The sequence below is a fragment of the Rudanella paleaurantiibacter genome (assembly GCF_009184635.1).
Taxonomy (GTDB): domain Bacteria; phylum Bacteroidota; class Bacteroidia; order Cytophagales; family Spirosomataceae; genus Rudanella; species Rudanella paleaurantiibacter.
Genome location: NZ_WELI01000002.1, coordinates 527,334 through 553,778, shown reverse-complemented (window position 1 = coordinate 553,778; position 26,445 = coordinate 527,334). Strand labels below are relative to the sequence as shown.

Below are 26,445 nucleotides of genomic sequence, written 5' to 3'. Positions count from 1 at the left end.
TTTTACTTCTCCTTCCCCGCCAGCTGCCCGCAGGCGGCATCAATGTCCTTACCCCGGCTTCGGCGAATGTTGACCGTTACGCCTTTGGCGTCGAGAAAACCGGCAAATTTATCAAGCGTTTGCGGGTCGGTATTGGTGAAGTTGGCTTCCGAAATCGGGTTGTATTCAATGATGTTGATCTTGGCCGGTACCCGCTTCGTAAACTCCCACAACTCTTTGGCGTCTTGCAGAGTATCGTTGAAGTTGTAAAAAACGATGTACTCAAACGTAACGCGCGTACCCGTTTTGCGGTAGAAGTAATTGAGCGATTCGGCCAGGTTCTTGAGCGAGTTGCTCTCGTTGATAGGCATAATCTGATTCCGCTTCACGTCGTTGGCTGCGTGCAACGACAGAGCCAGGTTGAACTTCACCCCATCGTCGCCCAGTTGTTTGATCATCTTCGCAATACCGGCCGTCGACACAGTAATTCGCTTGGCCGACATGCCCAGTCCGTCGGGTGAGGTGATCCGGTCGACCGATTCGAGCACGTTTTTGTAGTTCAGCAAGGGCTCACCCATACCCATGTACACAATGTTGGTAAGCGGAGCCTCGTAATTGGCCTTAGCCTGCCGGTCAATGGCCACCACCTGATCGTAAATCTCGGCCGCGTCGAGGTTTCGTTTACGGTCCATGTAGCCCGTTGCGCAAAACTTGCACGTGAGCGAGCACCCTACCTGACTCGATACACAGGCAGTCATGCGCGGTCCGCTGGTATTATCCCGGTCCTGAAGACTGTCGTCGGTTCGCAAAGCCGGAATCAGCACCCCTTCTACCAGATTGCCGTCGAACAACCGGAACGACGATTTGATGGTGCCGTCGTTACTCCGTTGCTCGGTGGCAATTGACAGTGGCCGAATCTCAAACGCCGTTTCGAGTTTTTCGCGCAAAGGCACCGACAGGTTGCTCATCTGCCCAAACGAGTGCGCCGACTTTTTCCAGAGCCATTCGTGCACTTGTTTGGCCCGAAAGCCCTGCTCGCCGTTTTGCACAAACCAGTCTTTGATCTGCGTAGGGGTGAGTTTGCGGATGTCTTGTTTCATTGCTTGTGTAGAGACGCAACATCTTGCGTCTCATTATCGAACACCACATTGCGTTTATTTGCTGCTGACGGCGGGGAGACGCAATATCTTGCCGCGCCGGCGGACCGGTCTCTACGGGTCTCTCAGTTTTTTCCCTGCTTCGAGGCCTTTGGGAACCCATACGGCGGCCACATCCATTACTTTGGGGGCTACCGGCCGAATAAGGGGGTACAAATAGGTGTCTTTGGTTTGTTGGGGAGGCATTTGCACGCCCATATAACTGAACAACCAGAGCATCACACTAATTCCAAACACCCACGTAAAGATGCCAACAGCGGCCCCGGCCAACCGGTCGAAGCTACCGAGCAGCGTTTGCCGGAGCGACTGACGCAGGGAATATCCCATCCGGTTGACCATAAAAACAACCGGAAAAAAGATAATAGAGAAGCCGAGCCACGGCAGAAATTTACGGGCCAATTCGCGGCTGATGTATGGTGACAGCAGGTCGATACCGAAGCTCAGAAACTTAAGCCCGACCACCATCGCTACCACAAAAGCCAGAACGGCCACCACCTCGACCAGTAGCCCCTTGCGGTACCCGTTCCAGGCACCCCAAATCAGCGGAATCAGAATCAGAATGTCGAGGGTCTTCATAGCAATGAACAACGAACAACGAACAGAGCATAAGGGCGGTCAGTTGTTCATTGTTCGTTGTTGGCTGTTCGTTGTTTACTGTAACAGTGCTTTCACCATAGCCGAGATGGCCTTTCCTTCGGCCACGCCTGCCAGTTCTTTAGTGGCTACGCCCATCACCTTACCCATGTCGGAGGGAGCCGAGGCCCCCACGCGACCGATGATGTCCTGGAGCTTGGCCCGGAGTTCGTCTTCGGTCAGTTGCTTGGGCAGGTACTTTTCGATCACCGCGATTTCGGCTTCTTCGGTGGCGAGCAGATCCTCGCGGCCTTGTTGCCGAAAAATGTCTGCCGAGTCTTTACGCTGCTTCACAGCTTTGGTCAGCAACTTCAGCTCGTCTTCGGGCTTCAGGCCGTCGCCCGCACCTTCTTTGGTTTCTTCGAGCAGAATAAGCGATTTAATAGCGCGGAGAGCCCGCAGTTTATCGGCTTCTTTGGCCAGCATGGCCTGCTTGATGTCGGCGTCGATCTGTTGTTTCAGTGACATAATGTAATGAGTGAATTAGCGAATGAGTGAACTAGCGAATGATTTTGAACCACGGAATCTAAATGTCCAGATCGTATTCATCCATTCGCTAACTCACTCATTCACTCATTTAGTTTTGGGCAAAGTTACTACTTTTGACCGCTCTCGTTGCAGCCATCGAAGCACAACCCCATGACCATTCCCGAAATCCAACAAACCCTGACCGATCGCTACCGGGCTTTTTTGTCCCTGACCGCCCCGCTGACCGATGCCCAGTTTTATGCGCCGACTGCCGAGGGCAAATGGTCGGTTGCTGAAACCTTGCAGCATCTGTACCTCAGTGCCCGGCCCGTAGCTCGGTTGTTGGCTGGCCCCCGGGATGGACTTCATTCATTTGGCAAGCCCGTTGGCCCCTCGCGCCCGTATGCGCAACTCGTGGCCGACTACCGGCAAGCCCTCGTTGACAACGGCATTAAAGCCCCTGCCAGCATGAGCGCCCGGGCCGAAGACCTCGCTGAGCGAGCGACTGTCGAAAATAATTTTGCGGCAGCTCATCAGCGTGTGGTGGATGTGTTGGCAAACTGGACCGACGACGATCTGGAAAGCTACCAGGTTCCCCATCCGGCTATGGGGTTGTTGACCCTCCGGGAGATGCTGTATTTCACGGCTTATCACATACTTCACCACCTCGAACCTACCCGGAACTACCTTTCGGAAAAGGGATTAGACTAACTTTGTGGCCAATTCAACTCTGAAAGTGCCATGCAAGTCAAATCCGCGGAATTCCTCATCAGCAATACAGACCCGGCCAAGTGCCCTAACCCCGACAAACCAGAGTACGCGTTTATTGGGCGGTCCAACGTGGGGAAGTCGTCGTTGATCAATATGCTCGTCAGCCGGCACGGGCTGGCCAAAACGTCGCAAACGCCGGGGAAAACGCAACTTATCAATCATTTTATTATCAACAAAGAGTGGTATCTGGTCGATTTGCCGGGTTATGGCTTCGCGCAGGTCGGCAAAGGTACCCGGGCGGGGTTTGTGCGTATGATTGATACGTACCTGACTACCCGCGCCAACCTGATTTGCACCTTTGTGCTGGTCGATTCGCGCATTGCCCCGCAGAAAATTGACCTTGATTTCATGACCCGGCTGGGCGAACAGGGTATTCCGTTTGTGATTGTGTTTACCAAAACCGAAAAACTGAAGTCGGGCGGGTTGCAAAACGTGCAGGACCGGTACAAAGCGGCTTTGCAGGAGATTGGTTGGGAAGAAATACCCCAAATGTTTCTGACATCGGCTGTGAACCGGGCTGGCCAAAAAGAACTGCTCGATTTTATTGAGCCTCTCAACCGCGACTTTGTGATTCCGGCCGAGAAAAAACCCTGGTAAACGAGCACCAAACCCTGTATTTCTATGACCGCCGACCAGCTCACCGAGTTTTTCCACGATGTGCTCATCTCGATGCACGAAAACATCCGCGACTTACAGGGTAAGAAAGTGTACGCCGACCCGCAGGAGCAGGACTACCTCAGCGGGCGGTTGTTCAGCTACCACGAGGTGCTTCAGATCATGAAGTTCTCGGCCCGCGAGGCTGGGCTCGACGAAAAAGAGCTGGGCTTGTGAGCTGCCAGCCGCCCAGAGCGGGGCGCAAATGATTCCGGGCTGGAACCGATTCGGTTTCGCCAAAAACTCCGCCCGGCTTCGTATCTTCGCGACTTATTTTAACAATTCAGAGACAATACACCTAGCTCCACCGACGTTATCGGTTTAGTTGAATATGGAAGCATTACGTCAGATTGCCAATATCAGCGGATTCAGCGGACTCTATCGCATTCTTAAACCCAGCCGTTCGGGCGTCATTGTCGAATCGCTCGATGAGAAGAAAGAGAAAACCATGATGGGGCCAACCGCCCGTGTCTCGGTTCTGAATGATATTTCAATGTACGTCGATACCCCCGATCAGTCGGTGGCGCTCGGCGAGGTGCTGCGGGCCGTAGCCGATAAGTTTGGCGACAGTGTACCCGTAACGCCCAAAAGCAGTGATGCCGAACTCGCCAACTTTATGGGCGAGGTACTCCCCGAATACGACCGGGAGCGCGTTCGGACCTCTGATATTAAGAAATTGGTCAGCTGGTACGGCATTTTACGCCAGCATGCCCCCGAAGTGTTTGAGGCCCAAGCCGACGAGTCGGCCGCCGAAACAAATGAGGCTGACGAGGCACCGGTTCAATAGCCCGTTCGTCGTTAGTTATATCGGTCTCCATTTTTCAGTGAGAACGAAAAAGCCGCGAAACGCCCCTGGCTCGCGGCTTTTTTTTATGTTTGTACCTCACCCTGCTGCGTGAGGTAAACAGCACCCGTATGCCCGTCACGATCCGAACTTCCCAGAACGTTGTGCTTGAGTACGAGCCCGCCAGTCTTGGTGAGCGGTTTGTGGCTACCCTGATCGATTACCTTATTTTTCTGGGTTGGGTGATTCTGACGGCCTACATAGCCTCGCAGGGCGGTCGGATGCTGGGTAACTACTATTGGTTTTTTGTGGTGCTGGCTCCGATGCTGTTCTATGACCTGCTGACCGAATGGCTGCTCAACGGGCAGAGCCTGGGCAAACTGGCCATGAACATCCGGGTAGTAAAACTGGATGGGTCACGGCCGGGTCTGGGCGATTACCTGCTCCGTTGGCTATTCCGGCTGGTGGACACACGCGCACTCAATGGCGTGGTGGCTATGGTAGCCGTAGCCGCCAACGACCGGGGGCAGCGGCTGGGCGATGTGGCCGCTGGCACGACGGTGGTCAAAATTAAGCCGCCTATCACGTTCGACGATGTGCTCCATACACTGCTGCCCGACGATTACCACGTGCAGTTTCCCGATAGTATTATCCTGACCGACCGGGATCTGAATATTGTCCGCGACACCCTTCGGACAGGCCACCCGGTGCTGCTGGAGCGGGCGGCCGCCCGGGTTAAATCCGTGACCGGCGTTTCGTCGCCAATGCCGGCCGAGTTATTTTTGCAGACCGTTGTGGCCGACCATCAGTTTATGACCACGCGCGGAGTACAATACTGAATCAAGTACGTGCATGTACAATGCATACTTAGTACCGGACATTAGATGTCAGACACTGGACGTTAGACCTCCATGCAGAAAGGTGGTAAGTCTAATGTCTGAAGTTCGAATGTCCAGTACTGAAATGTTTTGTTACGTAGTAGACATTTAGCTATGATAGACAGCATAAAATCACTCTCCCAGCAGTTTACCGACGATGCCGTGGCTACCCGTCGACACCTGCACGCCCACCCCGAACTATCGTTTCATGAGTACCAAACAGCCCGCTATGTAGCCGATCAACTCAAGGCTATTGGTCTGACTCCGCAGGAGGGCGTTGCCAATACGGGCGTGGTGGCTCTGATTGAAGGCCGCAAGCCGGGACCAAACAGTCACCGGGTGGTGGGGCTCCGGGCCGATATGGACGCCCTGCCGATTCACGAAGCGAACAATGTGCCGTACAAATCGACCGTAGAGGGTGTCATGCACGCCTGTGGGCACGATGTGCATACGGCCAGTTTGCTTACCACGGCCCGGATTCTGAATACCCTGCGCGATGAGTTTTCGGGGACGGTGAAGCTGGTGTTTCAGCCTGCCGAAGAGAAAGCACCCGGTGGCGCGTCGCTCATGATTGCCGACGGTGTGCTCCAGAATCCGGCTCCGGTTGGTATGCTCGGTCAACACGTGGCCCCCAATATTCCGGTGGGTAAAATTGGGTTCCGCGAGGGAATGTACATGGCCAGTACCGATGAGCTATACCTGACCGTGCGGGGCAAAGGCGGACACGGTGCCATGCCCGACCAACTGATTGATCCGGTTCTGATCGCGTCGCATATTATTGTGGCGTTGCAACAGATTATCAGCCGCAACCGGCCCCCGGCGAGCCCGTCGGTACTGTCGTTTGGGCGATTCATTGCCGATGGTGTCACCAACGTGATTCCCAATGAGGTAAAAATTGAAGGGACCTTCCGCTGTATGAACGAAGAATGGCGCGAAGAGGGCCTGCGCCGGATGCAGAAACTGGCCGAGGGCATGGCCGAGGCTATGGGCGGCTCCTGCGAGTTTACCCGCGTGAAAGGGTACCCGTTTCTCCAGAATCACCCCGAACTAACCCGCCGGACGCGGGCGTCGGCCGTGGCGTACATGGGTGCCGAAAACGTGGTCGACCTCGACCTCTGGATGGCGGGCGAAGACTTTGCGTTTTACTCACAGGTGGTCGATTCGTGCTTTTACCGGCTGGGTACCCGCAACGAGTCGCGCGGAATTGTGTCGGGTGTACACACGCCTACGTTCGACATCGACGAGTCGGCTCTTACAGTTGGCCCCGGCCTCATGGCGTGGCTGGCTGTTGAGGAGCTGGGCAACGAATAATCAGACCTACCGAAAGCGATAACGAGCGAAAGAGGGGCGGAGGGGCATGAAAGCTGGGTAGGAAATAATACTTTCGCTTTTCGTCATCAAAAACTCCCGTATCATGAAGATACCCCACAGGCTATCGTTCGTTATCGCTTTTGTCGTTACACTGCTGAGTGCTGCCTGCTCAACCAGTTCTATTTACGTGGTGCGTCATGCTGAACGGCTCAACGACTCCGACACCACGAGTCTCTCGGCCGCCGGTCTGCAACGGGCGCGGGCATTGGCCGGTTTGCTGGCCAATACGCAAATCGATAGTATCTACATCACGCCCTACCTCCGTACCGAGCAAACGGCGGCACCATTGGCCACTCAACTGGGCCTCTCTCTTACCCGCTATCCGGCCTCGCCCGTAACGGCCATTACCGGTCGGTTACGTCAGCTACGGGGTAAAAATGCGCTCGTAGTGGGTCATAGCAATACCATTCTGGAAATCGCCCGTGGGCTGGGCACTACCCCGTCTATCCAGAAAATCGAACACACCGACTACCAAAACCTCCTGTTCATCCGGATGCGTCGTACACCTTTCGGGCAACGGGCGCATCTTTACGAACAGAAAATAACCCCGTAACCAAATTCATAACCCCTTGACTATGCTTCGAATAGGTTTTTTAGGGCTCTGCCTGGTAGGCAGCAGTCTGGCTGGCTTTGGGCAAAAAGCCACCGTCAAACGCACACCGAAAACGGCCTCTTCTCCGCTCACCTACAAAGGTCGGGTGATTACCGTAACCAGCGGAGGAGGCTTCACCGGTCGGTCAACATCGTATAGTTTGCAGGACGATGGCCGGCTCTACGGCAAGCGCAGCACCGACGCTGGGTATGCGTTACTCGGCAAGCAATCGGCCCCGAATACCCGGCGGGTATTTTGGTCGCTCGAAGACCGGTGTAAAATCAAAACCACTCAGTTTGATAACCCCGGTAATATGTACAAAGCTGTGAGTTGGCGAAAAGGCAAAGAAGAATACACCGTAACCTGGGGTAGCCCCAAAGACAGTGTGCCCGACAGCTACGAGAAATTCTACAGTGCGTTCATGGCGACGATTCCGGCCAATATGCGCCTGAAAAAGTAAATGAGTACACCCGGTTCCGGCATCGGCTTCGGGTGCGAATTCCCCTGAGTACCCACCCCGTCACTACCACCAACTTTTATGAAACCTGTTTACCTCTCTTTTTTATGCCTTGCCGGTACCGCGGTGCTGGCACAACCCCCCTCGGCACAGCCGCCAACCGGAGGGTTCCGAATGAAGTACAAGACCGAGCGCCCGGTCGATAACCTGTCCCGGCGGATTGGGGCCGACGAAGTGCCGATCCCTGCATCGCGGGGCCGAAAGCAAGCATTGATGAGTAATCTGGCGGCACAGAAAGGCCTGCAACCCCTCCGGTTGCGGGTAGTTCGCGATGAGACAACGGGCTTGCCTATCTACATTGAAAACCGCGCTGTAGCTAAGCTGACACCCCGCAAACCCGGCGTGGGCGCGCCGTTGTCGGGGGCGCAGGCCCGTACGAGTGCGGTAGCTGTTACGTATCAGTTTCTGGATCAGGTGCGGGGACTGCTCAACATCGATAAACCCGCGTCGTCGTTTGAAATTCGGCAGACCGAAACCGATGCTCTGGGCCAAACCCACGTTCGGCTGACGCAGACGTATAAGGGTGTGCCGGTATTTGGAGCTGAGCTGGTAGCTCACCTGACCGAGGGTGTGGTGGGGCTACTCAACGGGCAGTACCAAACTGTGGCCGACGGCATCAATACCACCCCCAAACTCTCTATGAAACAGGCTGTAGCGCGGGCGCTGACGGATGTGGGTAAAACGGGTGTGGTTCGTACGTTTGGCAGCAACCTGCTAAATCTGGAGCAGGCTAAAGGCGATCTCTGCCTGTACCCGGTTGGGGCTACGCACCGCCTGGCCTACGAGCTGACCATCCGACCAAGTATGGTGCAGCGGTGGGCGTACTGGGTAGATGCCGAAACAGGCGAGGTACTCGACAAGGCCAACACCACCTGTAGTTTTGCCGGACCTATCAAAGCCACCGCCCGCGACCTCAATGGGATGTCGCGTACGTTCTCAACGTACCAGAAAACGGCTAATCAGCATTTCCTGATCGATGCGTCGCGCCCGATGTTTAACAATTCGGCATCGACCATTCCCGATAAAACGGTGGGTGGTCTGGTCACGGTCGATTCGCGCAATACCTATGGCGACAAGCAAACGTTCTGGCACATCAGCTCATCGAACAACACCGACTGGACACCCACGGCGGTGTCGGCCCACTACAATGCGGGATTAGCCTACGATTACTTCCGCAATACGCACGCCCGCAATTCGCTCAATGGCAAGGGCGGGACCATGATTTCGGTGGTCAACGTAGCTGACGAAGACGACGGCACGGCTATGGATAATGCCTACTGGAACGGTGAGTTTATTGCGTACGGTAACGGCAAAACATTCTTTAAACCGCTGGGTGGAAGCCTTGATGTCGCGGGGCATGAAATGACACATGGCGTAATCGAAAACTCGGCTAATCTGGTTTATAAAAACCAGTCGGGCGCTATCAACGAGTCTATGGCCGACGTGTTTGGCGTGATGATCGACCGTGACGACTGGACCTTAGGCGAGGAGATTATCAAATCGACCCGGTACACGCAGGGTGCGCTGCGGAGCCTGGCCAACCCCAATCAGGGTGGCAAAAATGACTACGGCTGGCAGCCTAAAACTATGGCCGAGTACCAGAATATGGCCGCCGACGATGATAACGGGGGTGTGCACGTCAACAGTGGTATTCCTAACTACGCGTTTTACCTGTTTGCAACCAGCGTGAGCAAAGAGAAGGCCGAAAAGGTGTATTACCGCGCCCTGACCAACTACCTTACCCGCACGTCGAAGTTCCTTGATCTGCGCTTGGCGGTCATCAAAGCGGCCTCCGACCTGCACGGGGCCAACAGTGCCGAGGTGGCCGCGGCCAAATCCGCGTTCGATAGGGTAGGAATTGTGGAGAGCACCCAAACCACCCCTGACCCCAAAACCGATATTCCCGTGGCGCAAGGGCAGGATCTGATGCTGCTCTACGGCACCGACCAAAAACTATACTCGACGGTGGTGGGTTCGGGTAAGTTTGATCTGAAAAGTAGCCTGGGCATGACGCATCGCCCCAGCGTGACCGACGATGGTAAGTATGCCTACTTTGTATCGCCCGATAAACGCATCCGGGCCGTTAACCTGACTGGCACGCCGACCGAAGCGGTTATTTCGAACGAGACTCGCTGGGATAACGTCGCTATTTCGAAGGATGGCACCAAACTGGCGGCCCTCTCGGCCGAGGCCGAACCCAAGGTCTACGTGTATAGTTTCGACCGGAAGGCCTGGAAAACATTCACCCTGTATAACCCCACCTACAGCGAAGGCATCACCAACGGCGACGTGCAGTATGCCGACTCGTTTGAGTGGGACCTGACGGGCGAAAACCTTATTTATGATGCCTACAACGAGCTGACCAACGCCGATGGTGACGATATCAGTTACTGGGATGTCGGGTTCATCAATGTCTGGGATAACAAGACGAAAAACTTTGCGTCGGGCGAGATCGAAAAGCTGTTTTCTAGCCTGGAAGACGGAGAAAGTATCGGTAATCCGTCGTACGCCAAAAACTCTTCCAACATCGTTGCTTTCGATTACTTCTATGAAGACGATGACGAGTACTACATTGTGGCCGCCGACGTAGATAAGGGCGAGCTCGAAGCCGTTTACGAAAACAATACCCTTGGCTTCCCGAGCTACTCGCGGCTCGATAACCGGCTGGTATTTACCGTTGAAACAAGCGCGGGTGTCGAAAATATAGCGGGTATTAATCTGGCTGCTGATAAAATTACCCCTTCGGGTTCGGTGCAGACCCTAGTCAACCGGGCTAAATGGCCGGTTTGGTACACGCAGGCGACGCGTACCATCCCGACCAAAACGGCCCAAACGATCTCGTTCAACAGCTTGCCCGACCGGTATGTCAGTGAGCCTGAGTTTACGCTGGCGGCTACCTCGTCGGCTGGGTTGGCAGTGCAATACTCGGTGCGGTCGGGGCCGGCCGAGCTCAATGGCAACAAAGTGCGCGTTACGGGACCTGGCACCGTGGTGATTCGGGCGTATCAGGACGGCAACAATCAGTTTTATGCCGCTACCCCCGTCGACCGCACGTTTACGGTGCTGGCCGTGCTCGGTCTCGAACCCGATTGGGCCACTGCCCTAAAACTGTACCCCAACCCCGCCCCGGCGCAGGTAATGGTGGAGGCTCCCCCGACCGTAATCATCGACCGGATCACGCTCAGCAGCCTCACCGGTGCGCAACTGATGGAGCAGCCCGTGCGGAGTCATCGGGCTACGCTTTTGGTGGCGCATTTGCCCAAAGGCGTTTACCTGTTGACTCTCGAAACGGCGAAAGGCGTTGTGAGTCGAAAGCTGGTAAAGGAATAACGAAACCGGGGGCGGCACTACATGGGTGTCGCTCCCGGTGTTTTTGGCCAATAGTGTGGGCGCAGCGGGGTTTAGATCGCGCCGATGACTCCCAAAACGAGATTACTTCGCTTGTTGCTTTAATGCCCCCGGTTCCAGCTCAAACGCAATCGGGAGAACATAACGCACATTGAGCGGCTTACCGTCCTGACTGCCCGGTTTCCATTTGGGCATCCGGCTGGTAACACGAATAGCTTCCTCATCGCACCCAAAGCCGATTCCCTTGATAACCTGCGCGTCGGCAATGCCACCGTCTTGCGTAACCACAAAGCTCATAAACACCCGGCCCTGAACATTAGCTCGTTGGGCTGCCGCCGGGTAGCGCAGGTTCTCCTGGATATACTTGTTGAGGCCATCTACTCCGCCGGGGAATTCAGGCTGTTGCTCGACAACCGTGAAAATCTCGCCTTTTATCTGAGTCAGTTTCAGGGATTGGTCCACCTTCTCCCGATTGTTAACCGCCTGATCAATTTCTTTCTCGACCTGCGTACACATGAGCAGTAGCCCGGCCAGTACCACCACAAACGGGTAACGCCAGAGGGCGTGGGGCGAGGAGTTTGGTTTGGTGAGCATCTGTACGCGTTGTTTGAGTTCGGAGAGATGAAAAAATGAGTTGGTGAGTTCGTAACCGGGTACGTTAGTGCTTGCCCGGTTCGGCTGGTTTGGTTTCATGTTTCTTGCCGGTTTTTGTGGTGACAATGACAACGCCGTGGGTGCCTTTCTCGCCATATATGGCGTACGCCGAAGAACCTTTCAATACATTAATTGACTCGATATCTTTGGGGTTGAGCTCACTCAGCCCTACCTCCGACTTTTGGTCTACGCCATCCACAATAAACAGGGGAGGTGGCGTGCCAAGCCCGGCCGAATTGCCACGAATCCGAATCTGGACAGGGCGATTGTTGGTATCACCGACTGCCATTCTACGTTGCCCCACAACCATATGCTCCTGAACAGCAATAATATCTTCTGCCTGCCCCTGTGTAGAAATTTGGTCCGTAGTTTGCCGAGACACCGGCTGTTTTTTGCCTGGAGCCAAAGCTGACTTTTGCGAGGCCGACCGCCCACTCTGTGGAGCTAATCGTATCAATAGCTCTCTCCCGGCTTGCGCCACTACTTCCTGTGTTGCGAACCCAGCAAAACTGACCACCAATCGGGTGCCCGGCTTCACATCAAGTGTAAACTGACCACTCCGGTCTGTAGTGGTGCCGTGTGTGGCATTGCGCACAATTACGTTGGCACCAGGTAGCGGTTTGTTATCCGGCCCCACCACGCGCCCTTTTATCGGAGCCGGCTTTTGCGTCTGAAATGGCTCCACGATCAAGTGTTCCACTTCTGGCCGAGCGGCTGTCAGCGCCAGCGTAACCAATGTAACCGGCAGTACGAGCGCATACTTGCCCAACGCCCAGCGGTTGGTGGCCCGTCGTTGGAGCATCCGAAGTCTGGGTACCAGCAATGAGGGTTTGAAGAACGAGTTAGCAAGCACTTCGGGGCCATCGCCGAGGGCGTAGGTTACCAGATACCGCGCATAATCGGCCCGGTGAGTAGCTGAAGCGCCCGCGTCGGCCAAAAACTCGTGTACCTGCCGGATAGACGCCCGATACGCCAGCAACACCGGGTTATACCAGAACAAGGCCTGCAGGAACTCGAAAAAGAGCACGTCGACACTATGCCATTGCCGAATATGCACCAGTTCGTGGGTCCGAACGGCCTCTGCCTGCCGGTCGGCGGGACTGAGTATCATGTACCCGAAAAACGAGAACGTAGGTGTTTGCGGATCTGCTGGATGCACCAGCGTAAAGCCATGTAGTGGCTGCTGCGGCTGCTGACGGATGTAGCCGAGTAACCGCGTTGTACGCCAAATGAGCCGGATCAATAACCCCAGTGCTATCAGCCCGTAAGCCCCCCAGCCCAGTAGGGCCCAATCGGGACCGGAGGAGGTTGCCTCAGCCTGAACGAGCGTCAGGGTGGGTAGTTGAACTGGTGTAGCTGGCAGTGCCGCCACGGTCTCGGTGGGTAGCTCTACTAACGGCAAAATGAGCGAAAGCCCGGCCGAAACCAGCAGATAAGCCCGGTTGAGACCGAAGAACGTGTGCCGCCGGAGAAGCAGGTAGTAGCACCCGTACAGCAAGAACAGGTACAGATTGGCCCGCAGGAGGTAATCGAGGAGGGTCATGGTGTGTTTTTGTTTTGGTTTAGGAGCCGGATGATTTCATCGGCTTCGTTCAGGCTCAGGTTTTTCTCTTTCACAAAAAACGATACCAGCTTTTTGAGCGAGTTGTCGAAGTAGTTGCTCATGAGCTGTTCGGTCTGGAAACGCCGATACTGCTCTTCGGTGATGAGGGCGTAGTATTCGTGCGTTTTGCCGTATGCAGTGTAGCCCACTAGCCCTTTCTTTTCCAGAATCCGAATAATCGTCGAAACCGTGTTGTAGGCAGGCTTGGGCTCGGGGAGTTGCGCCAGCACATCCTTTACAAACGCGCGGTCCAGCTGCCAGAGCACCCGCATAATCTCCTCTTCCGCTTTGGTGAGTTCACGTACTTCCATGCCGATTGTCAATGAGTTACGAATATATAACGTAGTTCTTAGTTTTAAAACTAATTATTTAGTTATTTGTTCCAAAATTTTTTAACCAAATTTTATCTATACCATCAAGCAAGTAGATTGGTAATTAATGGGCCTGCTTTTATATTCACAGAATATTTTATGCTAACCCGACCGACATAGGTTAGTAACCGTAACGTACTCCATGAAGCAGGTTATTGCCGTTTGCCTGATTACTTTATTTGTTCAGTTAGCCGGGGTAGTGTCGGGGCAGGCCCTCACTCCCTCCGAAGCACGGGAAGATATTGAGTTTCTGAAGCGTCGGCTCGATCAGCTGCATCCGGCTATAGGGCACTATACGCCCCGCGCCCGCTACGAACGCCTGTACGACTCGCTCTACAATGGGCTAAATACGTCGGTCGACTACCTCCGCTTTTTTCGGCATGTGAGCCCGCTTGTGAGTGCGCTCAAAGACGGCCATACCAACCTGAATCACCGACGGTCGTATATCGACAAACATACCCGCTATTTTCCGTTTTTTATCCGCGATGCCGGTGCTGGGTATTTCGTAACCCACAATGTCTCGGCCGATACGACCCTCCGACGCGGCACCGAACTGCTCACTATTGACGGACGCACGGTGGCGAGTATTCACCAGGAATTGATGGAAAACGACCGGTCTGGTTCCGATGGCGATAATCTCACCGGTCGGCGGCAGTGGAGTTTGCACCAGTTTGCCGATTACTACGCGGCCTGGTTTCCGGCCGTCGATTCGCTCACTATTACCTATCGGTTGGCCAACGATCCACTAAGGCTCATTCGGCAGACCCGGATTCCGTGCGTGACGCTTCAGCAATTTCGGGCTACCATGCAGAAGCGGTACAGCCACGAAACCGAGTATCATAGCAATCTGTCGGTGCGGGTGGTAGACACCTTGTCGCGAACGGCCGTTCTGCGGGTTTCTACGTTTATGGGCTCGAAACGGCACGACCCCTTTCAGCTGGCTTACAAACGTCGGTTGAAAAAGGCATTCCGTCAGATTCAGGACCAGAATATAGAAAACCTCGTGGTCGACTTACAGCATAATGGTGGGGGTATGGTGCTCAACTCGGCGCGGTTGCTGCAATATTGGATGCCCGAAAAGTTTACGATCATGCAGCGTGAGCAACTTAAAAAAGCGGCCCGGGCCGAGTTGGTGACTCGCTGGAATCCGTTTTCGGCGCTCCAGTTTTCGATGCAGTACAAATCCGACGGGCGGGGGGGCTTTTCGAGCCGTTCGCACAAGCGGCAATTCCGTCCCCGGCGCACGCTGGCTTACAAAGGCAATCTGTATTTTCTGATGAACGGGGCCTCGTTTTCGGCAGCTACGTCGGTGTTAGCAAAGTCGTTGGATGCGGGTGTGGGCACGTTTGTGGGTGAAGCGTGCGGGGGCGCGTACTGGGGCGATTTTGCGGGTCATTTCAAAACCGTAACCCTGCCCAACTCGCGCATTCAGGTGCGCATTCCGCTCAAGAAACTGACCCATGCCGTCGACCTGGAGCGGGCCAACGGCTTTACCGTAGAACCCGATTATACGGTTGGCCGCACCTACGACGACCTGCTGGATAACCGCGATTACACGCTTACCAAAACGCTTGAATTGATTCGCCGTGGTTTTGTGGCCCGTAAGCCGATGGTGGTGCGGCCGTTGCAAGCTTCGCGTTGATTGCGTACTTTTATCCTGTGTATTGTATCGTAGACGTTGAAACGACCGGGGGCGTGAAGGGGCCCAGTCGGATTACTGAAATCGCCATGTTTCGCCACAACGGCCATGAGGTTGTTGATGCCTTTCATACCTTACTGAACCCCGACTGCCCCATTCCGCCGTTTATTCAACACCTCACGGGTATAAACCATCAGATGGTTGCCGAGGCTCCGCGCTTCGAGGAGGTGGCCCACGAGGTGATTCGGATGTCGCAAGGGGCCATTTTTGTGGCACATAACGTCGCGTTCGATTTCAACTTTGTCAAGAAAGAGCTGGAGTGGTTAGATCACCCGTTTTTCCGCCGGACACTCTGCACCGTTCGCACCAGTCGGAAAATATTCCCCGGCCTGCCTTCGTACAGCCTGGGCAAGCTGTGTAATTCACTCGAAATTCCGCTCGACAACCGGCACCGCGCTCACGGCGATGCGGCCGCGACCGTGCAGCTTTTTGAACGGCTCATGGCCAACGACCGGCACAGCCTGATTCCGCGTCCGGCTACCCTGCTCTGACCCGGCAAAAAGCCCTTGGCAACAGTTGCCCAGCCCGACGAGTTGTATGGCTGAATCAACCGTCACGTTATGGAAACAAATCCGACAGCCGGGCTATCGCCCGCCGGAGAGCTTTTACCCGATATTGGGCTGGGTGTTATTGGCATGGGGGGCTTCGGGTTGTTTGCCGTCCAGCAGTTTATGCAAACCCCAAACGTTAAACTGGTGGCCATTGCGGGCTCCAAGCGCGAGGAAGCCAAAGCCGCAGCCCGTCGCTTTGGGGCCGAACACCTCGACTCGCTGGATGAGCTGCTCAGCCATCCCGACATTAACCTAATCTATATTGCTACGCCCCCGTTTCTGCATTTCGAGCAGGCTATGCGCGCACTCGATGCGGGTAAGCACGTCATTTGCGAGAAACCCCTCGCCATGAACCCGGAGCAAGGGCGGCTTATGCTCGAGAAAGCGGCTCAGAAAGGGTTGCTGATGGTAACAAACCTGATGCAGCGTTACAACCCTATGTTCGAACGGGTGAAACGGCTGATTGACCTGAATCTGTTGGGCGAGGTGCTGCATGGTTACTTCGAAAATTACGCGGGCGACGAAGGCCTCTCGCCCGAACACTGGTTCTGGGACCGCAGCAAAAGTGGGGGTATTTTCGTGGAGCATGGTGTCCACTTTTTCGATATGTTCAGCGGGTGGCTCGGCCAGGGCAACGTGCTATCAGCGCAGGTGACCAAACGGCCGAATAGCGCAGATATTGAAGATCAGGTGAGTTGTACGGTTGCTTATGGCGACGAGCAGACCGGGTTGAAAACGGTCAATTTTTACCACGGCTTCACCCAAACCGGCCGCATGGACCGGCAGGAAATGCGTATTTTATTCGAACGGGGCGACATTACGCTGTATGAGTGGGTGCCAACCCGGCTGGTGTTGCGGGCGGTGGTCGATGAAGAAACGACCCGTGAGCTCATGACCTTGTTTCCGGGGGCACAGTTGAATGTAACGGCCAACTTCGGCGGAAAAGACCGGGTATTGCGCGGGCGACACAAAGAATTTGAAGCCTACCAGCAGATTGAACTCCGCTATGGTTTCGGCGATGATAAACTGCACCTGTACAGCGAATTGCTCCGGCTCATGTTCCGCGATCAGGTGAGCGCGGTCTACTTTCCCGATACGCACCGCAAAATCACGAACGAAAACGGCCTCGACTCGCTCATCGTAGCCGCCGAAGCCGACCGCCTTGCACGGAGGGATTTTATGGTTTAGCGTTTATGGCGGCCGGCGCTCCAGTTTTTAGTGTAACGTGCATTTGAATAATAGCTGACGCATAGGCCTTCGACAGGCTCAGGCTGACTGGCGGCTCTCAAGTTTAGAGTCAGCCCGGACCGCGTGCGGTTGAGCTTGTCGAAGGCCCATGCGTCAGCGACCATCTTTAAAATACAGATTAGCGTGATTGCTTTTCATAATTCACGTTGAAATAGAGATAGGTAGCGTCTGATGCTGGCCCAACCAAAAACCGGAGCGCCGGCCGCCATAAACCTAAAAACGGTTGCTGCATCGGGCTTTGCCCGACGCAGCAACCGTTTTTTATAGAACATCTGAGTGAGCAACAGGCTCACCCGTTTGTTATTCGAAGTAGTTCAGTACGCGGTGGCCGCTCTTCTCAAGCAGCTGATCTTTGCGGAACAGGGCCACGTCAGCGTGAACCATGTCCTGTACCAGCGCCTTCAGGTCGTACTTAGGCTTCCAGTTCAGTTTGGTCATCGCCTTGGTGGGATCGCCCAGGAGCAGGTCTACTTCCGTCGGGCGGAAATAGCGCTCGTCGATAGCAACAACCTCCTGACCTACCGCTACCGGGAAGTCGGGGTTGCTGGAGCTAACTACTACACCACGCTCGTTCACGCCTTCGCCTTCAAATGCAACCTCAACGCCAATTTCGGCAAACGCCATCTTCACGAAATCGCGGATGTGGGTAGTTTGGCCGGTGGCAATCACAAAATCTTCGGGCTTCTCCTGTTGCAGAATAAGCCACATAGCCTCTACATAATCTTTGGCATGGCCCCAGTCGCGTTGTGCGTCGAGGTTACCAAGGAATACCTTGTCTTGCAGGCCCAGACCGATACGGGCTACAGCGCGCGTGATCTTCCGGGTTACAAACGTTTCACCCCGCAGTGGCGACTCGTGGTTGAACAGAATCCCGTTGCAGGCGTACATGTTGTACGCTTCGCGGTAGTTAACCGTGATCCAGTAGCCATACAGCTTGGCAACGGCATACGGCGAGCGTGGGTAGAACGGCGTCAGCTCCGACTGAGCGTGGCCCTGCACCCCACCATACAGCTCCGACGTTGAAGCCTGATAAATGCGCGTTTTGTCCGTCATACCCAACAGCCGAACGGCCTCCAGAATCCGCAGCGTACCGATACCGTCGACCTGAGCCGTGTACTCGGGCTCGTCGAAGCTCACGCGCACGTGCGACATGGCACCGAGGTTGTAGATCTCGTCGGGTTGTACTTCCTGAATAATCCGGATGATATTCGTAGAGTCGGCCAGGTCACCGTAATGCAGGTGGAACCGAACGTTGGTCTCGTGGGGGTCTTCGTAAATGTGATCAATACGTTGCGTATTGAACATCGAGCTCCGGCGCTTAATACCGTGCACTTCGTAACCTTTTTCCAGCAGCAGTTCGGCCAGATAGGCGCCGTCTTGCCCTGTGATACCTGTAATTAACGCTTTCTTCATACGTGTATAGGACGCTGAAATCCTTTTTGGTACTAATTCAAGATTGCCGGGACGAAAGTAAGGCTAAAAAATGAAATTTCTAACATTTATTTTATCGATAGGCTTCGTCGGACATCAATTTTGTCGGGTTGAAGCATAGCCGAGGGCATCATCTGTTTGATTTGGCCAAAATACCGTTCGGCATCCATCCGTCGGATAAAGTCACCAATTTTAAGTTTATACGTTGGTTGATTGTAACTTAAGTAGGCCGTAAGCTCGGGAAAGCTCTGATAAACCTGAAGTTTGGCGGCCTCGGCCTGTTGACGCTCATTACCTACATACACTTGAATTCGGTAGCCCGATGCGTAGCGTAACGAACGGTTTTTATCCGCAATCGATGTCAATTGCTCGTCGACTTTACGATTGATGTGTAAAGCCTCCGCCGAACCAACATTAGTAATTTTCCGGGATTCGGCTGATGCCGACCCTGTACTGCTGGCCGAGCCGGTTTTGGTGGTCGCCCCCGGCCGGGTGCCCATGTTGTTGTACACGGGCCGAGCCTCCGATAAATCTTCGTTGTAGGCGTTATAATCGCCGGTACGGTTCGAAGAGGGCAGCGTTTTGGGAGCACAGGCCGTGAACAAAAACACCATCAGGCTGACCAAAAGGGCTGAAAACGATTTCATGTGTGTGTTTTAAGCAGATTGCAAACTTACAGAATATTTTGATGGTCAGGATTGTCGGCCTCCGAAACCGCCCAAACGGTCAAGCCATCCGCTTTTTCGTTACTTTTGCGACCTATCGTATCGACTGATTGCGTATGCTGAACGTTCAAAGTAACGTTTCTCTGAAACCCTACAATACATTTGGTATTCATGCCAATGCCCGTTACTGGGCCGAAATTCAGGACCCGGCCGATTTTCAAACGCTGCTGCACCTAAACGAGTACGTCGCCGTGCCGAAGTTGATTTTGGGCGGAGGGAGCAACCTGCTGCTGACGGGCGACTTTGAGGGCATGGTCATTCGGATGAATATTCAGGGCATTGAACTGGTGCGTCAGGATGAGCGCCACTACTGGGTCAAAGCCGGGGCGGGGGTCAACTGGCACGAGTTTGTGATGTACTGCGTGAAGCGCGGGTACGCGGGGCTCGAAAATCTGTCGTTGATTCCGGGCACGGTGGGAGCCGCACCCATGCAAAATATTGGGGCCTATGGCGTTGAGATTGAGCAGGTGTTTGAGTCGTTGGAAGCGCTGAACCGGCAAACGGGCGAGATCCGCACGTTTACCCATGCCGAGTGCCAGTTTGGTTATCGTGAGAGCGTGTTCAAGCACGACTTGAAAGATCAATACATTATTACGAGCGTTACGTTTCAGCTTGATAAAACGCCCACGTTTCATACCTCCTACGGTGCCATTGCCGAAACGCTGGCCGAGATGGGCGTTACCGATGAGACACTGTCAATCAAGGCGGTGTCTGACGCGGTAATTCGGATTCGGCGAAGCAAACTGCCCGACCCGGCCGAAATTGGCAATGCGGGCAGCTTTTTCAAAAATCCCGAAATCCCGAAAGAACAGTTTGAAGCATTGCGCGTGGAGTGGCCGGATATGCCGGGCTATCCTCTGGCCGATACCAATCGGGTAAAGGTGCCCGCTGGCTGGCTTATTGAGCGGTGCGGCTGGAAAGGGCACCGCACTGGCGACGCGGGCGTACATGCGCGGCAGGCGCTGGTGCTGGTTAACTACGGCAAAGCCACCGGCCACGAAATTCTGGCCCTGGCGCATGAGGTGCAGCGTTCGGTAGGTGAAAAATTTGGCATAACCATCAACCCCGAGGTAAACCTGGTGTGAATAGAAACCTCAGGCAAGACTTGCCTGAGCCGAATGAGTTGCCACATAACCAAAACAGGAGGGGGCTACTGGTATTTCAGCGGCCCCCTCCTGTGTATATATCCGTTACCGCGCCGACTGCATAGCCGGGGCTTTGGCCGGGATTCGGGCGTCGCGCATGGCGGTATTGTACACAAAAGCGGCTACTACGGTAGCGGCCTGTTTCAGGTCGTCGGGCTGGAGGTGGTCGTACGTATCCATGTTGGTGTGGTGCGTGCGGGTGTCGTACTCAATCCGGTCCTGAATAAAGCCGAACCCGTTCAGGCCGGCCCGATCAAACGAAACGTGATCGGTACCGCCACTGCTGCGGGGAGCAACGGTAGTAGCGCCCAAATCATGAAAAGGCTTGAGCCACTCGGCGAAGATAGGCCCGGCCGCGTCGTTACCCTGTAGGTAAATGCCACGGATTTTTCCGGTACCGTTGTCTACGTTGTAGTACGCAACCAGGTTTTCGCCCTCGCGGGTGAGTTTGTTCGTTCCCGAGCTGACCAGTTTGTTGGTCACGTAGTTTTTGGAGCCGTGCAACCCTTGTTCTTCGCCACTCCAGAGGGCAATCCGAATAGTCCGGCGGGGTTTTAGGCCGGCCGTGTTCAGAATCCGAACGGCTTCCATCATCACGGCGCTGCCTGCTGCATTGTCGGTAGCGCCGGTGGCGGCATGCCAGGAGTCGAGGTGGGCACCCAGCATCACAACTTCATCTTTTAGTTTGGGGTCAGTGCCGGGGATTTCGGCCAGTACGTTATAGCCCTTGATATCGTCGGTGTAAAACTTCGTTTTTACGTCGAGTTCAAGTTTGACCGGCACGTTGGCTTTCATGAGCCGACAAAGCATCAGGTAGTCTTCCACCGAAATAGACAGATCGGCGAGGTCGTCGGGGGTAGAGCCAAGGGCCGCGTTGGCGTAGTCGCCACTCACAAACAGGGTTCCATCTTTGCTGGTCTGGGTAGTGTTCAGAATTCCGACGGCTCCTTCCTGCTTGGCCAGTTTGCGCATTTTCTGGTTGAATGCGTTGCGGGTACGCATGCTCTGAATCAGGCTGCGGTACGACGAATCTTGCCCCGAACGCTGGCGGGCCGGGCTGCTTTCGGCGGCCATTTTGGCCAGGGCCTCATCGGTAAACCGGTCGGCGTCGGGTCGGAACGATGGCGTCACTTTGTACGATTGGTCGATCAGGATAACCTTGTTACGGAGCTTACTACGGTAACTCTCCAGAGCGGTGGTGTCGGAGTCGCTGATAAACAGGATTTCGGCGGTTTGTAGCTTGGCTGTACTACCGCTCCAGGCACGAGGTACCGCAATAATCGACTTGTAGTAGGGAGCGGTCATGGCCAGGTAGCACCGCTCTACGCCCCAACCTTTACCCCAGTCGCCCCAGGGTTCGAGCCGGGCATTTTTGAGGCCCCACCCGGTCAGCTTGTCTTTGGTCCAGTTGGCGGCTTTCATGAAACCGGGGCCTTGTAAGCGGGGGCCGTTGACGTCGGTCAGGTAAAAGGCCGTTTCCATCACCTGCGAGCGCTGCAAGCCTTCGTCCCGGATTTTCTGGATGGCGGCCTGATCAATTTTATCGGTTTGTGCGTGTCCTGACAAAGACGTGGCCACGGCTAGTCCGGCTAGCCAAAGGTTGTTTTTCATGCGGTCGACCTATTTAGGGGGTTTGTGCACAAAATAAGCATTAACTCTATCCGAAATGCTCCTTTACAAGCAGTAAGCCTGAAGATGCTCTGGACTGCAAGGCGTTAGCTTGACTGTCAGCCGAAAATTCTTCAGATTCGAACTTCCTAAACCCCCTGATCTGCCGTACCCTATGATTGCACAAGCTGCTCCTGCTGTCAAGCAAACCGAACGCTTCCTCTCGCTGGATGTATTTCGGGGCGTGGTGATGGTGTTTCTGATGACCGAGGCCACCCTCGAATTGCCCAAACTGGCCCAATTTTACCCCGATAGCGCGTTCTGGCAATTTATCGGCTACCAGACCTCGCACGAACTCTGGATCGGGTGCCGGGCCTGGGACCTCATTCAGCCCTCGTTTATGTTTATGGTGGGTGTAGCCGTTCCGTTTTCGATTGCCTCCCGGTTGGCCAAAGGCGCTCCAATGAGCGAACTGTGGGCGCATACCTGGCGACGTACCGCCATTCTGATTCTGCTTGGAATTTTTCTGCGGTCGATGGGCCGCGATCAGACGTATTTCACCTTCGAAGATGTCATTACCCAGATTGGGCTCGGATACCCGCTGCTGTTCTGGCTCGCGTTACAGTCGGAGCGGGTGCAGTGGGTAGCCCTGACCGTGATTCTGGTTGGCTACTGGGCCTTATTTGCTTTCTATCCGCTGGCTAATGCCCAGTTGCTGACCGAATACGGCGTGGTGGAGGGCAGCAAATACGAGCCGCTGACCGGTTTTATGGCCCACTGGAATATCCATGTGAACCCGGCCAATTATTTCGATCAGTGGTTTTTGAACCTCTTTCCCCGTGCCAAGCCGTTTATCATCAACCGGGGTGGTTACCATACCCTGAGTTTTATTCCGTCGCTGGCTACGATGCTGATGGGCTTGCGGGCGGGGCAGTTGCTTCAGAGTAATCGGGACTTAAACACCAAAATTCGGACGTTGCTGATCTGGGGCGTGGGCGCTGTGGTGCTGGGATTGGTGTTGCACTACGCATCAGTCTGCCCGATTGTTAAGCGCATCTGGACTCCCACCTGGACCCTGTTCAGCGGTGGGCTGGTGTTGCTCATGCTAGCCTTTTTTGTGTGGCTGATTGAAAGCCGACAGTGGAAAAAAGGCAATTTCTGGTTTGTGGTGGTCGGAGCCAACTCGATGGCTGCCTACCTGACCCATTGGACAATTCACGGCTGGATGGTCGACAACGTCCGGACGCACGTTGGCCCGGTTATCGGTGGTCTTTCGGCGGGCGTACAACATGCCATTGTGGGTGGCCTGGCTTTCTGGGCGGCCTGGTATCTGATGGTTTGGCTCTACCGGCGTAAGCTCTTCGTCCGAATCTAACCGTTTTTTTATTCCTCAACGTTTCACAAATCGGGTGGCCCGTACCCGTGGGCCGTCGATAACCTGAATCATGTAATGCCCCGGCGGAAAGTTCCGCACCGGAATGGTCGCTTCGTAAAGCCCGTCGCGGAAGGTAAGCGGTGTTTCGGGCAGCAGCAAAAGGCCGTTCAGGCTGTAGACCAACGCAATGGGGCGCTCCGACGTTTTACGGTTGTATTGCACTGTGACCTGCTCCGATGCCGGGTTGGGCATCACCAGCAACATGCTGTCGGCGGGGACCGTACTAAACAGGGAATCAGCTTGTGCCATCGACGACCGTACCTTACGCGGGTTGAGCAAGGCCGTGCAATTTTGCTGGCTGATGCGCAGACGATACAGTCCCGGCTGGTTTACCAGCCACGACGAGCCGGTTGCCTGCGCAATGGGAACATCGTCGCGGAACCATTGGTACGTATAATCTGAATTAGCGGGGACCTGTAACCGCACCGACGACCCACTGGGCAGAGTAATGTCGCTGTCGGTGGGCAGTATTTCGGTCTGCGGTTTCGCGGTCGACTCAACAACCGTGGCCGGGCTTTGTACCGAACAGCCGTTCAGGCTCATCTTTACGGCGTAGCTACCCGGTACGCTTGCCTGATAGCGCATCGCTGTTCCCCGGCTAATCATCTGGCCATCGCGGAACCACTCGTAGGTGGCCCCCGGCTCACCTGTGGCTGTCAGCTGAACACTCGGGCGGGCTGTGCAAAGGAGTTGACTGGACGTTGGCGTGAGCAAGGTTCGGTCGGCCAGAGCCTGCACCAGAATAGGGCGGCTGGTACCGCTACACCCGTTATGATCCGTAACCCGAACGGCGTACGAGCCGGGGGTCGCTACCACATACGATGCACTGTTAGCGTCGGCCACGGGGATGCCATTGCGGAGCCATTCGTAGCGGGTTGCTGTAGCGAGGGTTTTCGAATTGACAAACTGAGCCTGCCCAACTGAAAGCAGCAGTGGTCGACCGGGGCAAAGAGTGGTGTCGGCGTTGGGAGACATCGACACCTGAAGCGGGCATTCAAGTCGGCGGAGGCCGCTCACAACTACCGAAAAAGGTTGCGCCCCATACCGGAGCTCGCCTTTGTGGCTTACCCGAATGGTGTACGTACGGCCCGGCACAGGGTCCTGAATCACCACCTGTTCCACATTATCCCGAATATTGTCGCCCGGCACGGCTACCTGCTCGGGGCGGTTTGGGTTCAGTGTCCAGGGGTTGGCTATAAGGCCCTTGTCGTCGGTAATACGCGCATCCAGATCGTTAATTAGCTTGGGTACCCGGCTGTTTACGTAGCGCGGATTTAACGGCGTGGGGGTGCTTTCGGGATCGGTCCAGGCAATGGTCACCACCAGCGGTTCGTTGCCCTGGGCCACTACTGATTGTAGGTAAGTGGTTCCCTGCCGGAGCGAGGCCTCCTGTAGCTGATGGGCTCCGTTGTTGTTCAGAATGACCTGAGCCGCTTCGTACACATTGAGCAATCCCCAGCCTTGTCGGTAGTCGGGTGGGGGTAGGGCCGTTTGGCCGTTTGGCTTCGGGCGGGTGGCTGTGTGCAGGGCGAGGGCGCGCAGCGTGGCCGACCGCATAAACTGACCGGGTCTTAGTTGGGAGTATAACTCCTGCAACAACAGCAAAGACCCCGTTACGTTGGCCGAGGCCATCGAGGTACCCAGCAGGCTTCCATAACTAGCTGTTCCCGACGATAGGGTGGACAGAATGGGTGTGCCAACACCCAGTAAATCGGGTTTGATGCGGCCATCGTCGGTAGGCCCCCAGCCGCTGTACGACGAAACCGTAATACGACTCAAGTCGGCGCTAACATCGGCCGCACCTACTGTCAGGACGTTTTTTGCAGTAGCTTCGGCCGCAATCACGTCGTAGCTATCGTTGCGCAGGCGAGGTAGGGTACTTTTTTCGTCGGTATTGCGCAGGAAATAGGGGGTATTGGCCGGTGGACCGGTTTCGGCCCGTTTGTTGTCGGCCGACCGCACCACCAGATAATAAGGGTTGCTGTACGCAATGCGGTCAATATCGACTGCTTTGGCGTTGTAGAAGCCAAACAGATACTCCTCGGTCGCGCTCATGGCCGTATTGCCCCACCATTCCCACTTGAGGCTAGCGTCGTTACCGGGTCGGTCGGGGTTGTACACCCAGCCTACAACCGGGCCGTAGGCGTGGTTGGAGAGCAACAGGTCTTTGGCGGCCGAAGCCATCTCGATGATATCGTCGTCGTAATCCCAGATTTTGAGCGAAGCACCGAAGGCCATGCCTTTGGCTGCTGGGTTAATTCCCTGCGCAATGAGCGTACCCGCTAAATGGGTGGTATGGTCGCTCAATTCGCCCTGCTGATTCATGTACTGAATCCGGGAGTTGTTGCCGCCAAATTCGCGGTGCTGGGCAAGAGCCCGACCGCCATCCCACATACCCATCCGGCCGGTCAACAGCGGGCTACTTCCCGATAGAGCGAGCCCGGCGGTCCCCTTGCTGTAGAGAGTTGCCGTTTGGGTGAGCAGGCTGGCGTGGGTGTTGTGGGTTCGGTAGTAGATCGGATGCCCCAGAGAATCAACGTCCTGTAGGCTAAACCGCTGTCCGTTGGAATAATTTTTGTGGATAGGCCAACCCAACTGCCGGGCCAGCCGATGCGCTCGTTGGGTGCGTTGGGCGTACCGCTCCGATAGCTCGTTGAGCGATACTGCAGGGGCAGTTGGAGAGGGCGCTTGAGCCTGCCCCCATAGGCTCAGCAATACCCACCAGCCAGTGGCTAACCAACACACATACAGACTGATTGTGTGTTGGTTAGCCACTGGAAGCCGGTATGTAGAGCGACGTAGTTTTGTATCAGATGGGTTGGG

Annotated in this window: 24 protein-coding genes; 14 read left to right on the top strand and 10 right to left on the bottom strand. The window is 55.1% G+C overall.

Annotation, left to right across the window (positions count from 1 at the left end; genetic code table 11):
• Nucleotides 1–2: 2 nt before the first annotated feature.
• The 3 genes from rlmN to F5984_RS07075 all read right to left on the bottom strand — a co-directional run bounded on the left by rlmN (nt 3) and on the right by F5984_RS07075 (nt 2,237).
• Nucleotides 3–1,079 (bottom strand): 23S rRNA (adenine(2503)-C(2))-methyltransferase RlmN, encoded by a 1,077-nt coding sequence (gene rlmN / locus F5984_RS07085; protein WP_152123553.1) that lies wholly within the window; start codon nt 1,077–1,079, stop codon nt 3–5.
• A gap of 111 nt (nt 1,080–1,190) precedes the next feature.
• Nucleotides 1,191–1,712: a CvpA family protein gene (locus F5984_RS07080; RefSeq protein ID WP_185155439.1), complete on the bottom strand. Its 522-nt coding sequence runs from the start codon at nt 1,710–1,712 to the stop codon at nt 1,191–1,193.
• A gap of 75 nt (nt 1,713–1,787) precedes the next feature.
• Nucleotides 1,788–2,237, bottom strand: a complete 450-nt coding sequence (locus F5984_RS07075; protein WP_152123552.1) for a GatB/YqeY domain-containing protein — start codon at nt 2,235–2,237, stop codon at nt 1,788–1,790.
• A 171-nt stretch (nt 2,238–2,408) separates the two neighbouring features.
• On the opposite strand from F5984_RS07075, the gene F5984_RS07070 reads away from it, so the two are divergent.
• The 9 genes from F5984_RS07070 to F5984_RS07030 all read left to right on the top strand — a co-directional run bounded on the left by F5984_RS07070 (nt 2,409) and on the right by F5984_RS07030 (nt 11,134).
• Nucleotides 2,409–2,948, top strand: coding sequence for a DinB family protein (locus F5984_RS07070; protein WP_152123551.1), 540 nt, complete (start codon nt 2,409–2,411; stop codon nt 2,946–2,948).
• 30 nt (nt 2,949–2,978) lie between these two features.
• Nucleotides 2,979–3,605, top strand: coding sequence for a ribosome biogenesis GTP-binding protein YihA/YsxC (gene yihA, locus F5984_RS07065; protein ID WP_152123550.1), 627 nt, complete (start codon nt 2,979–2,981; stop codon nt 3,603–3,605).
• Nucleotides 3,606–3,629: 24 nt separating this feature from the next.
• On the top strand, nt 3,630–3,839 hold the full coding sequence (locus tag F5984_RS07060) for a hypothetical protein (RefSeq protein WP_019989246.1): 210 nt from the start codon (nt 3,630–3,632) through the stop codon (nt 3,837–3,839).
• A 154-nt stretch (nt 3,840–3,993) separates the two neighbouring features.
• Nucleotides 3,994–4,449 (top strand): DUF5606 family protein, encoded by a 456-nt coding sequence (locus tag F5984_RS07055; protein ID WP_152123549.1) that lies wholly within the window; start codon nt 3,994–3,996, stop codon nt 4,447–4,449.
• A 128-nt stretch (nt 4,450–4,577) separates the two neighbouring features.
• Complete coding sequence (locus F5984_RS07050; protein WP_152123548.1) at nt 4,578–5,285, top strand: RDD family protein; 708 nt, start codon at nt 4,578–4,580, stop codon at nt 5,283–5,285.
• A gap of 153 nt (nt 5,286–5,438) precedes the next feature.
• Nucleotides 5,439–6,635: a M20 metallopeptidase family protein gene (locus F5984_RS07045; RefSeq protein ID WP_152123547.1), complete on the top strand. Its 1,197-nt coding sequence runs from the start codon at nt 5,439–5,441 to the stop codon at nt 6,633–6,635.
• A 103-nt stretch (nt 6,636–6,738) separates the two neighbouring features.
• Nucleotides 6,739–7,248: a SixA phosphatase family protein gene (locus tag F5984_RS07040; protein WP_152123546.1), complete on the top strand. Its 510-nt coding sequence runs from the start codon at nt 6,739–6,741 to the stop codon at nt 7,246–7,248.
• A gap of 22 nt (nt 7,249–7,270) precedes the next feature.
• On the top strand, nt 7,271–7,747 hold the full coding sequence (locus F5984_RS07035; protein ID WP_152123545.1) for an FAD-binding oxidoreductase: 477 nt from the start codon (nt 7,271–7,273) through the stop codon (nt 7,745–7,747).
• A 78-nt stretch (nt 7,748–7,825) separates the two neighbouring features.
• On the top strand, nt 7,826–11,134 hold the full coding sequence (locus F5984_RS07030) for a M4 family metallopeptidase (RefSeq protein WP_152123544.1): 3,309 nt from the start codon (nt 7,826–7,828) through the stop codon (nt 11,132–11,134).
• Between the two features lie 102 nt (nt 11,135–11,236).
• Here the strand turns inward: F5984_RS07030 and F5984_RS07025 are convergent, their stop codons facing one another.
• The 3 genes from F5984_RS07025 to F5984_RS07015 are packed head-to-tail and all read right to left on the bottom strand — an operon-like array spanning nt 11,237 to nt 13,720.
• Nucleotides 11,237–11,845, bottom strand: coding sequence for an energy transducer TonB (locus F5984_RS07025; RefSeq protein ID WP_246168850.1), 609 nt, complete (start codon nt 11,843–11,845; stop codon nt 11,237–11,239).
• On the bottom strand, nt 11,811–13,349 hold the full coding sequence (locus tag F5984_RS07020; protein ID WP_152123542.1) for a M56 family metallopeptidase: 1,539 nt from the start codon (nt 13,347–13,349) through the stop codon (nt 11,811–11,813). Before F5984_RS07020 ends, F5984_RS07025 begins: the two co-directional genes overlap by 35 nt.
• Nucleotides 13,346–13,720: a BlaI/MecI/CopY family transcriptional regulator gene (locus F5984_RS07015; RefSeq protein ID WP_152123541.1), complete on the bottom strand. Its 375-nt coding sequence runs from the start codon at nt 13,718–13,720 to the stop codon at nt 13,346–13,348. Before F5984_RS07015 ends, F5984_RS07020 begins: the two co-directional genes overlap by 4 nt.
• Before the next feature lie 202 nt (nt 13,721–13,922).
• Here F5984_RS07015 and F5984_RS07010 point away from each other — a divergent pair, with 202 nt between their 5' ends.
• The 3 genes from F5984_RS07010 to F5984_RS07000 all read left to right on the top strand — a co-directional run bounded on the left by F5984_RS07010 (nt 13,923) and on the right by F5984_RS07000 (nt 17,218).
• The gene (locus F5984_RS07010; RefSeq protein ID WP_152123540.1) at nt 13,923–15,422 is read left to right on the top strand and encodes a S41 family peptidase; all 1,500 of its coding nucleotides are present in this window, start codon (nt 13,923–13,925) and stop codon (nt 15,420–15,422) included.
• A gap of 17 nt (nt 15,423–15,439) precedes the next feature.
• Entirely contained in the window at nt 15,440–15,970 is a 531-nt protein-coding gene (locus F5984_RS07005) for a 3'-5' exonuclease (RefSeq protein WP_152123539.1), read from the top strand.
• Nucleotides 15,971–16,039: 69 nt separating this feature from the next.
• Complete coding sequence (locus F5984_RS07000) at nt 16,040–17,218, top strand: Gfo/Idh/MocA family protein (protein WP_152123538.1); 1,179 nt, start codon at nt 16,040–16,042, stop codon at nt 17,216–17,218.
• A 360-nt stretch (nt 17,219–17,578) separates the two neighbouring features.
• On the opposite strand, the gene gmd is transcribed toward F5984_RS07000, so the two are convergent.
• Both gmd and F5984_RS26510 read right to left on the bottom strand, forming a co-directional pair.
• On the bottom strand, nt 17,579–18,691 hold the full coding sequence (gene gmd / locus F5984_RS06995; protein ID WP_152123537.1) for a GDP-mannose 4,6-dehydratase: 1,113 nt from the start codon (nt 18,689–18,691) through the stop codon (nt 17,579–17,581).
• Nucleotides 18,692–18,777: 86 nt separating this feature from the next.
• Complete coding sequence (locus F5984_RS26510; RefSeq protein ID WP_185155438.1) at nt 18,778–19,356, bottom strand: SPOR domain-containing protein; 579 nt, start codon at nt 19,354–19,356, stop codon at nt 18,778–18,780.
• Nucleotides 19,357–19,490: 134 nt separating this feature from the next.
• Between F5984_RS26510 and murB the strand changes: the two genes are divergently transcribed.
• Nucleotides 19,491–20,519 (top strand): UDP-N-acetylmuramate dehydrogenase, encoded by a 1,029-nt coding sequence (gene murB, locus F5984_RS06985; RefSeq protein WP_152123536.1) that lies wholly within the window; start codon nt 19,491–19,493, stop codon nt 20,517–20,519.
• A gap of 105 nt (nt 20,520–20,624) precedes the next feature.
• Here murB and F5984_RS06980 read toward each other — a convergent pair whose 3' ends face one another.
• The gene (locus tag F5984_RS06980) at nt 20,625–22,190 is read right to left on the bottom strand and encodes a M20/M25/M40 family metallo-hydrolase (protein ID WP_152123535.1); all 1,566 of its coding nucleotides are present in this window, start codon (nt 22,188–22,190) and stop codon (nt 20,625–20,627) included.
• Between the two features lie 172 nt (nt 22,191–22,362).
• On the opposite strand from F5984_RS06980, the gene F5984_RS06975 reads away from it, so the two are divergent.
• Nucleotides 22,363–23,562 (top strand): acyltransferase family protein, encoded by a 1,200-nt coding sequence (locus tag F5984_RS06975; RefSeq protein WP_152123534.1) that lies wholly within the window; start codon nt 22,363–22,365, stop codon nt 23,560–23,562.
• A gap of 15 nt (nt 23,563–23,577) precedes the next feature.
• Here the strand turns inward: F5984_RS06975 and F5984_RS06970 are convergent, their stop codons facing one another.
• Complete coding sequence (locus F5984_RS06970; RefSeq protein ID WP_152123533.1) at nt 23,578–26,397, bottom strand: S8 family peptidase; 2,820 nt, start codon at nt 26,395–26,397, stop codon at nt 23,578–23,580.
• Nucleotides 26,398–26,445 lie beyond the last annotated feature (48 nt).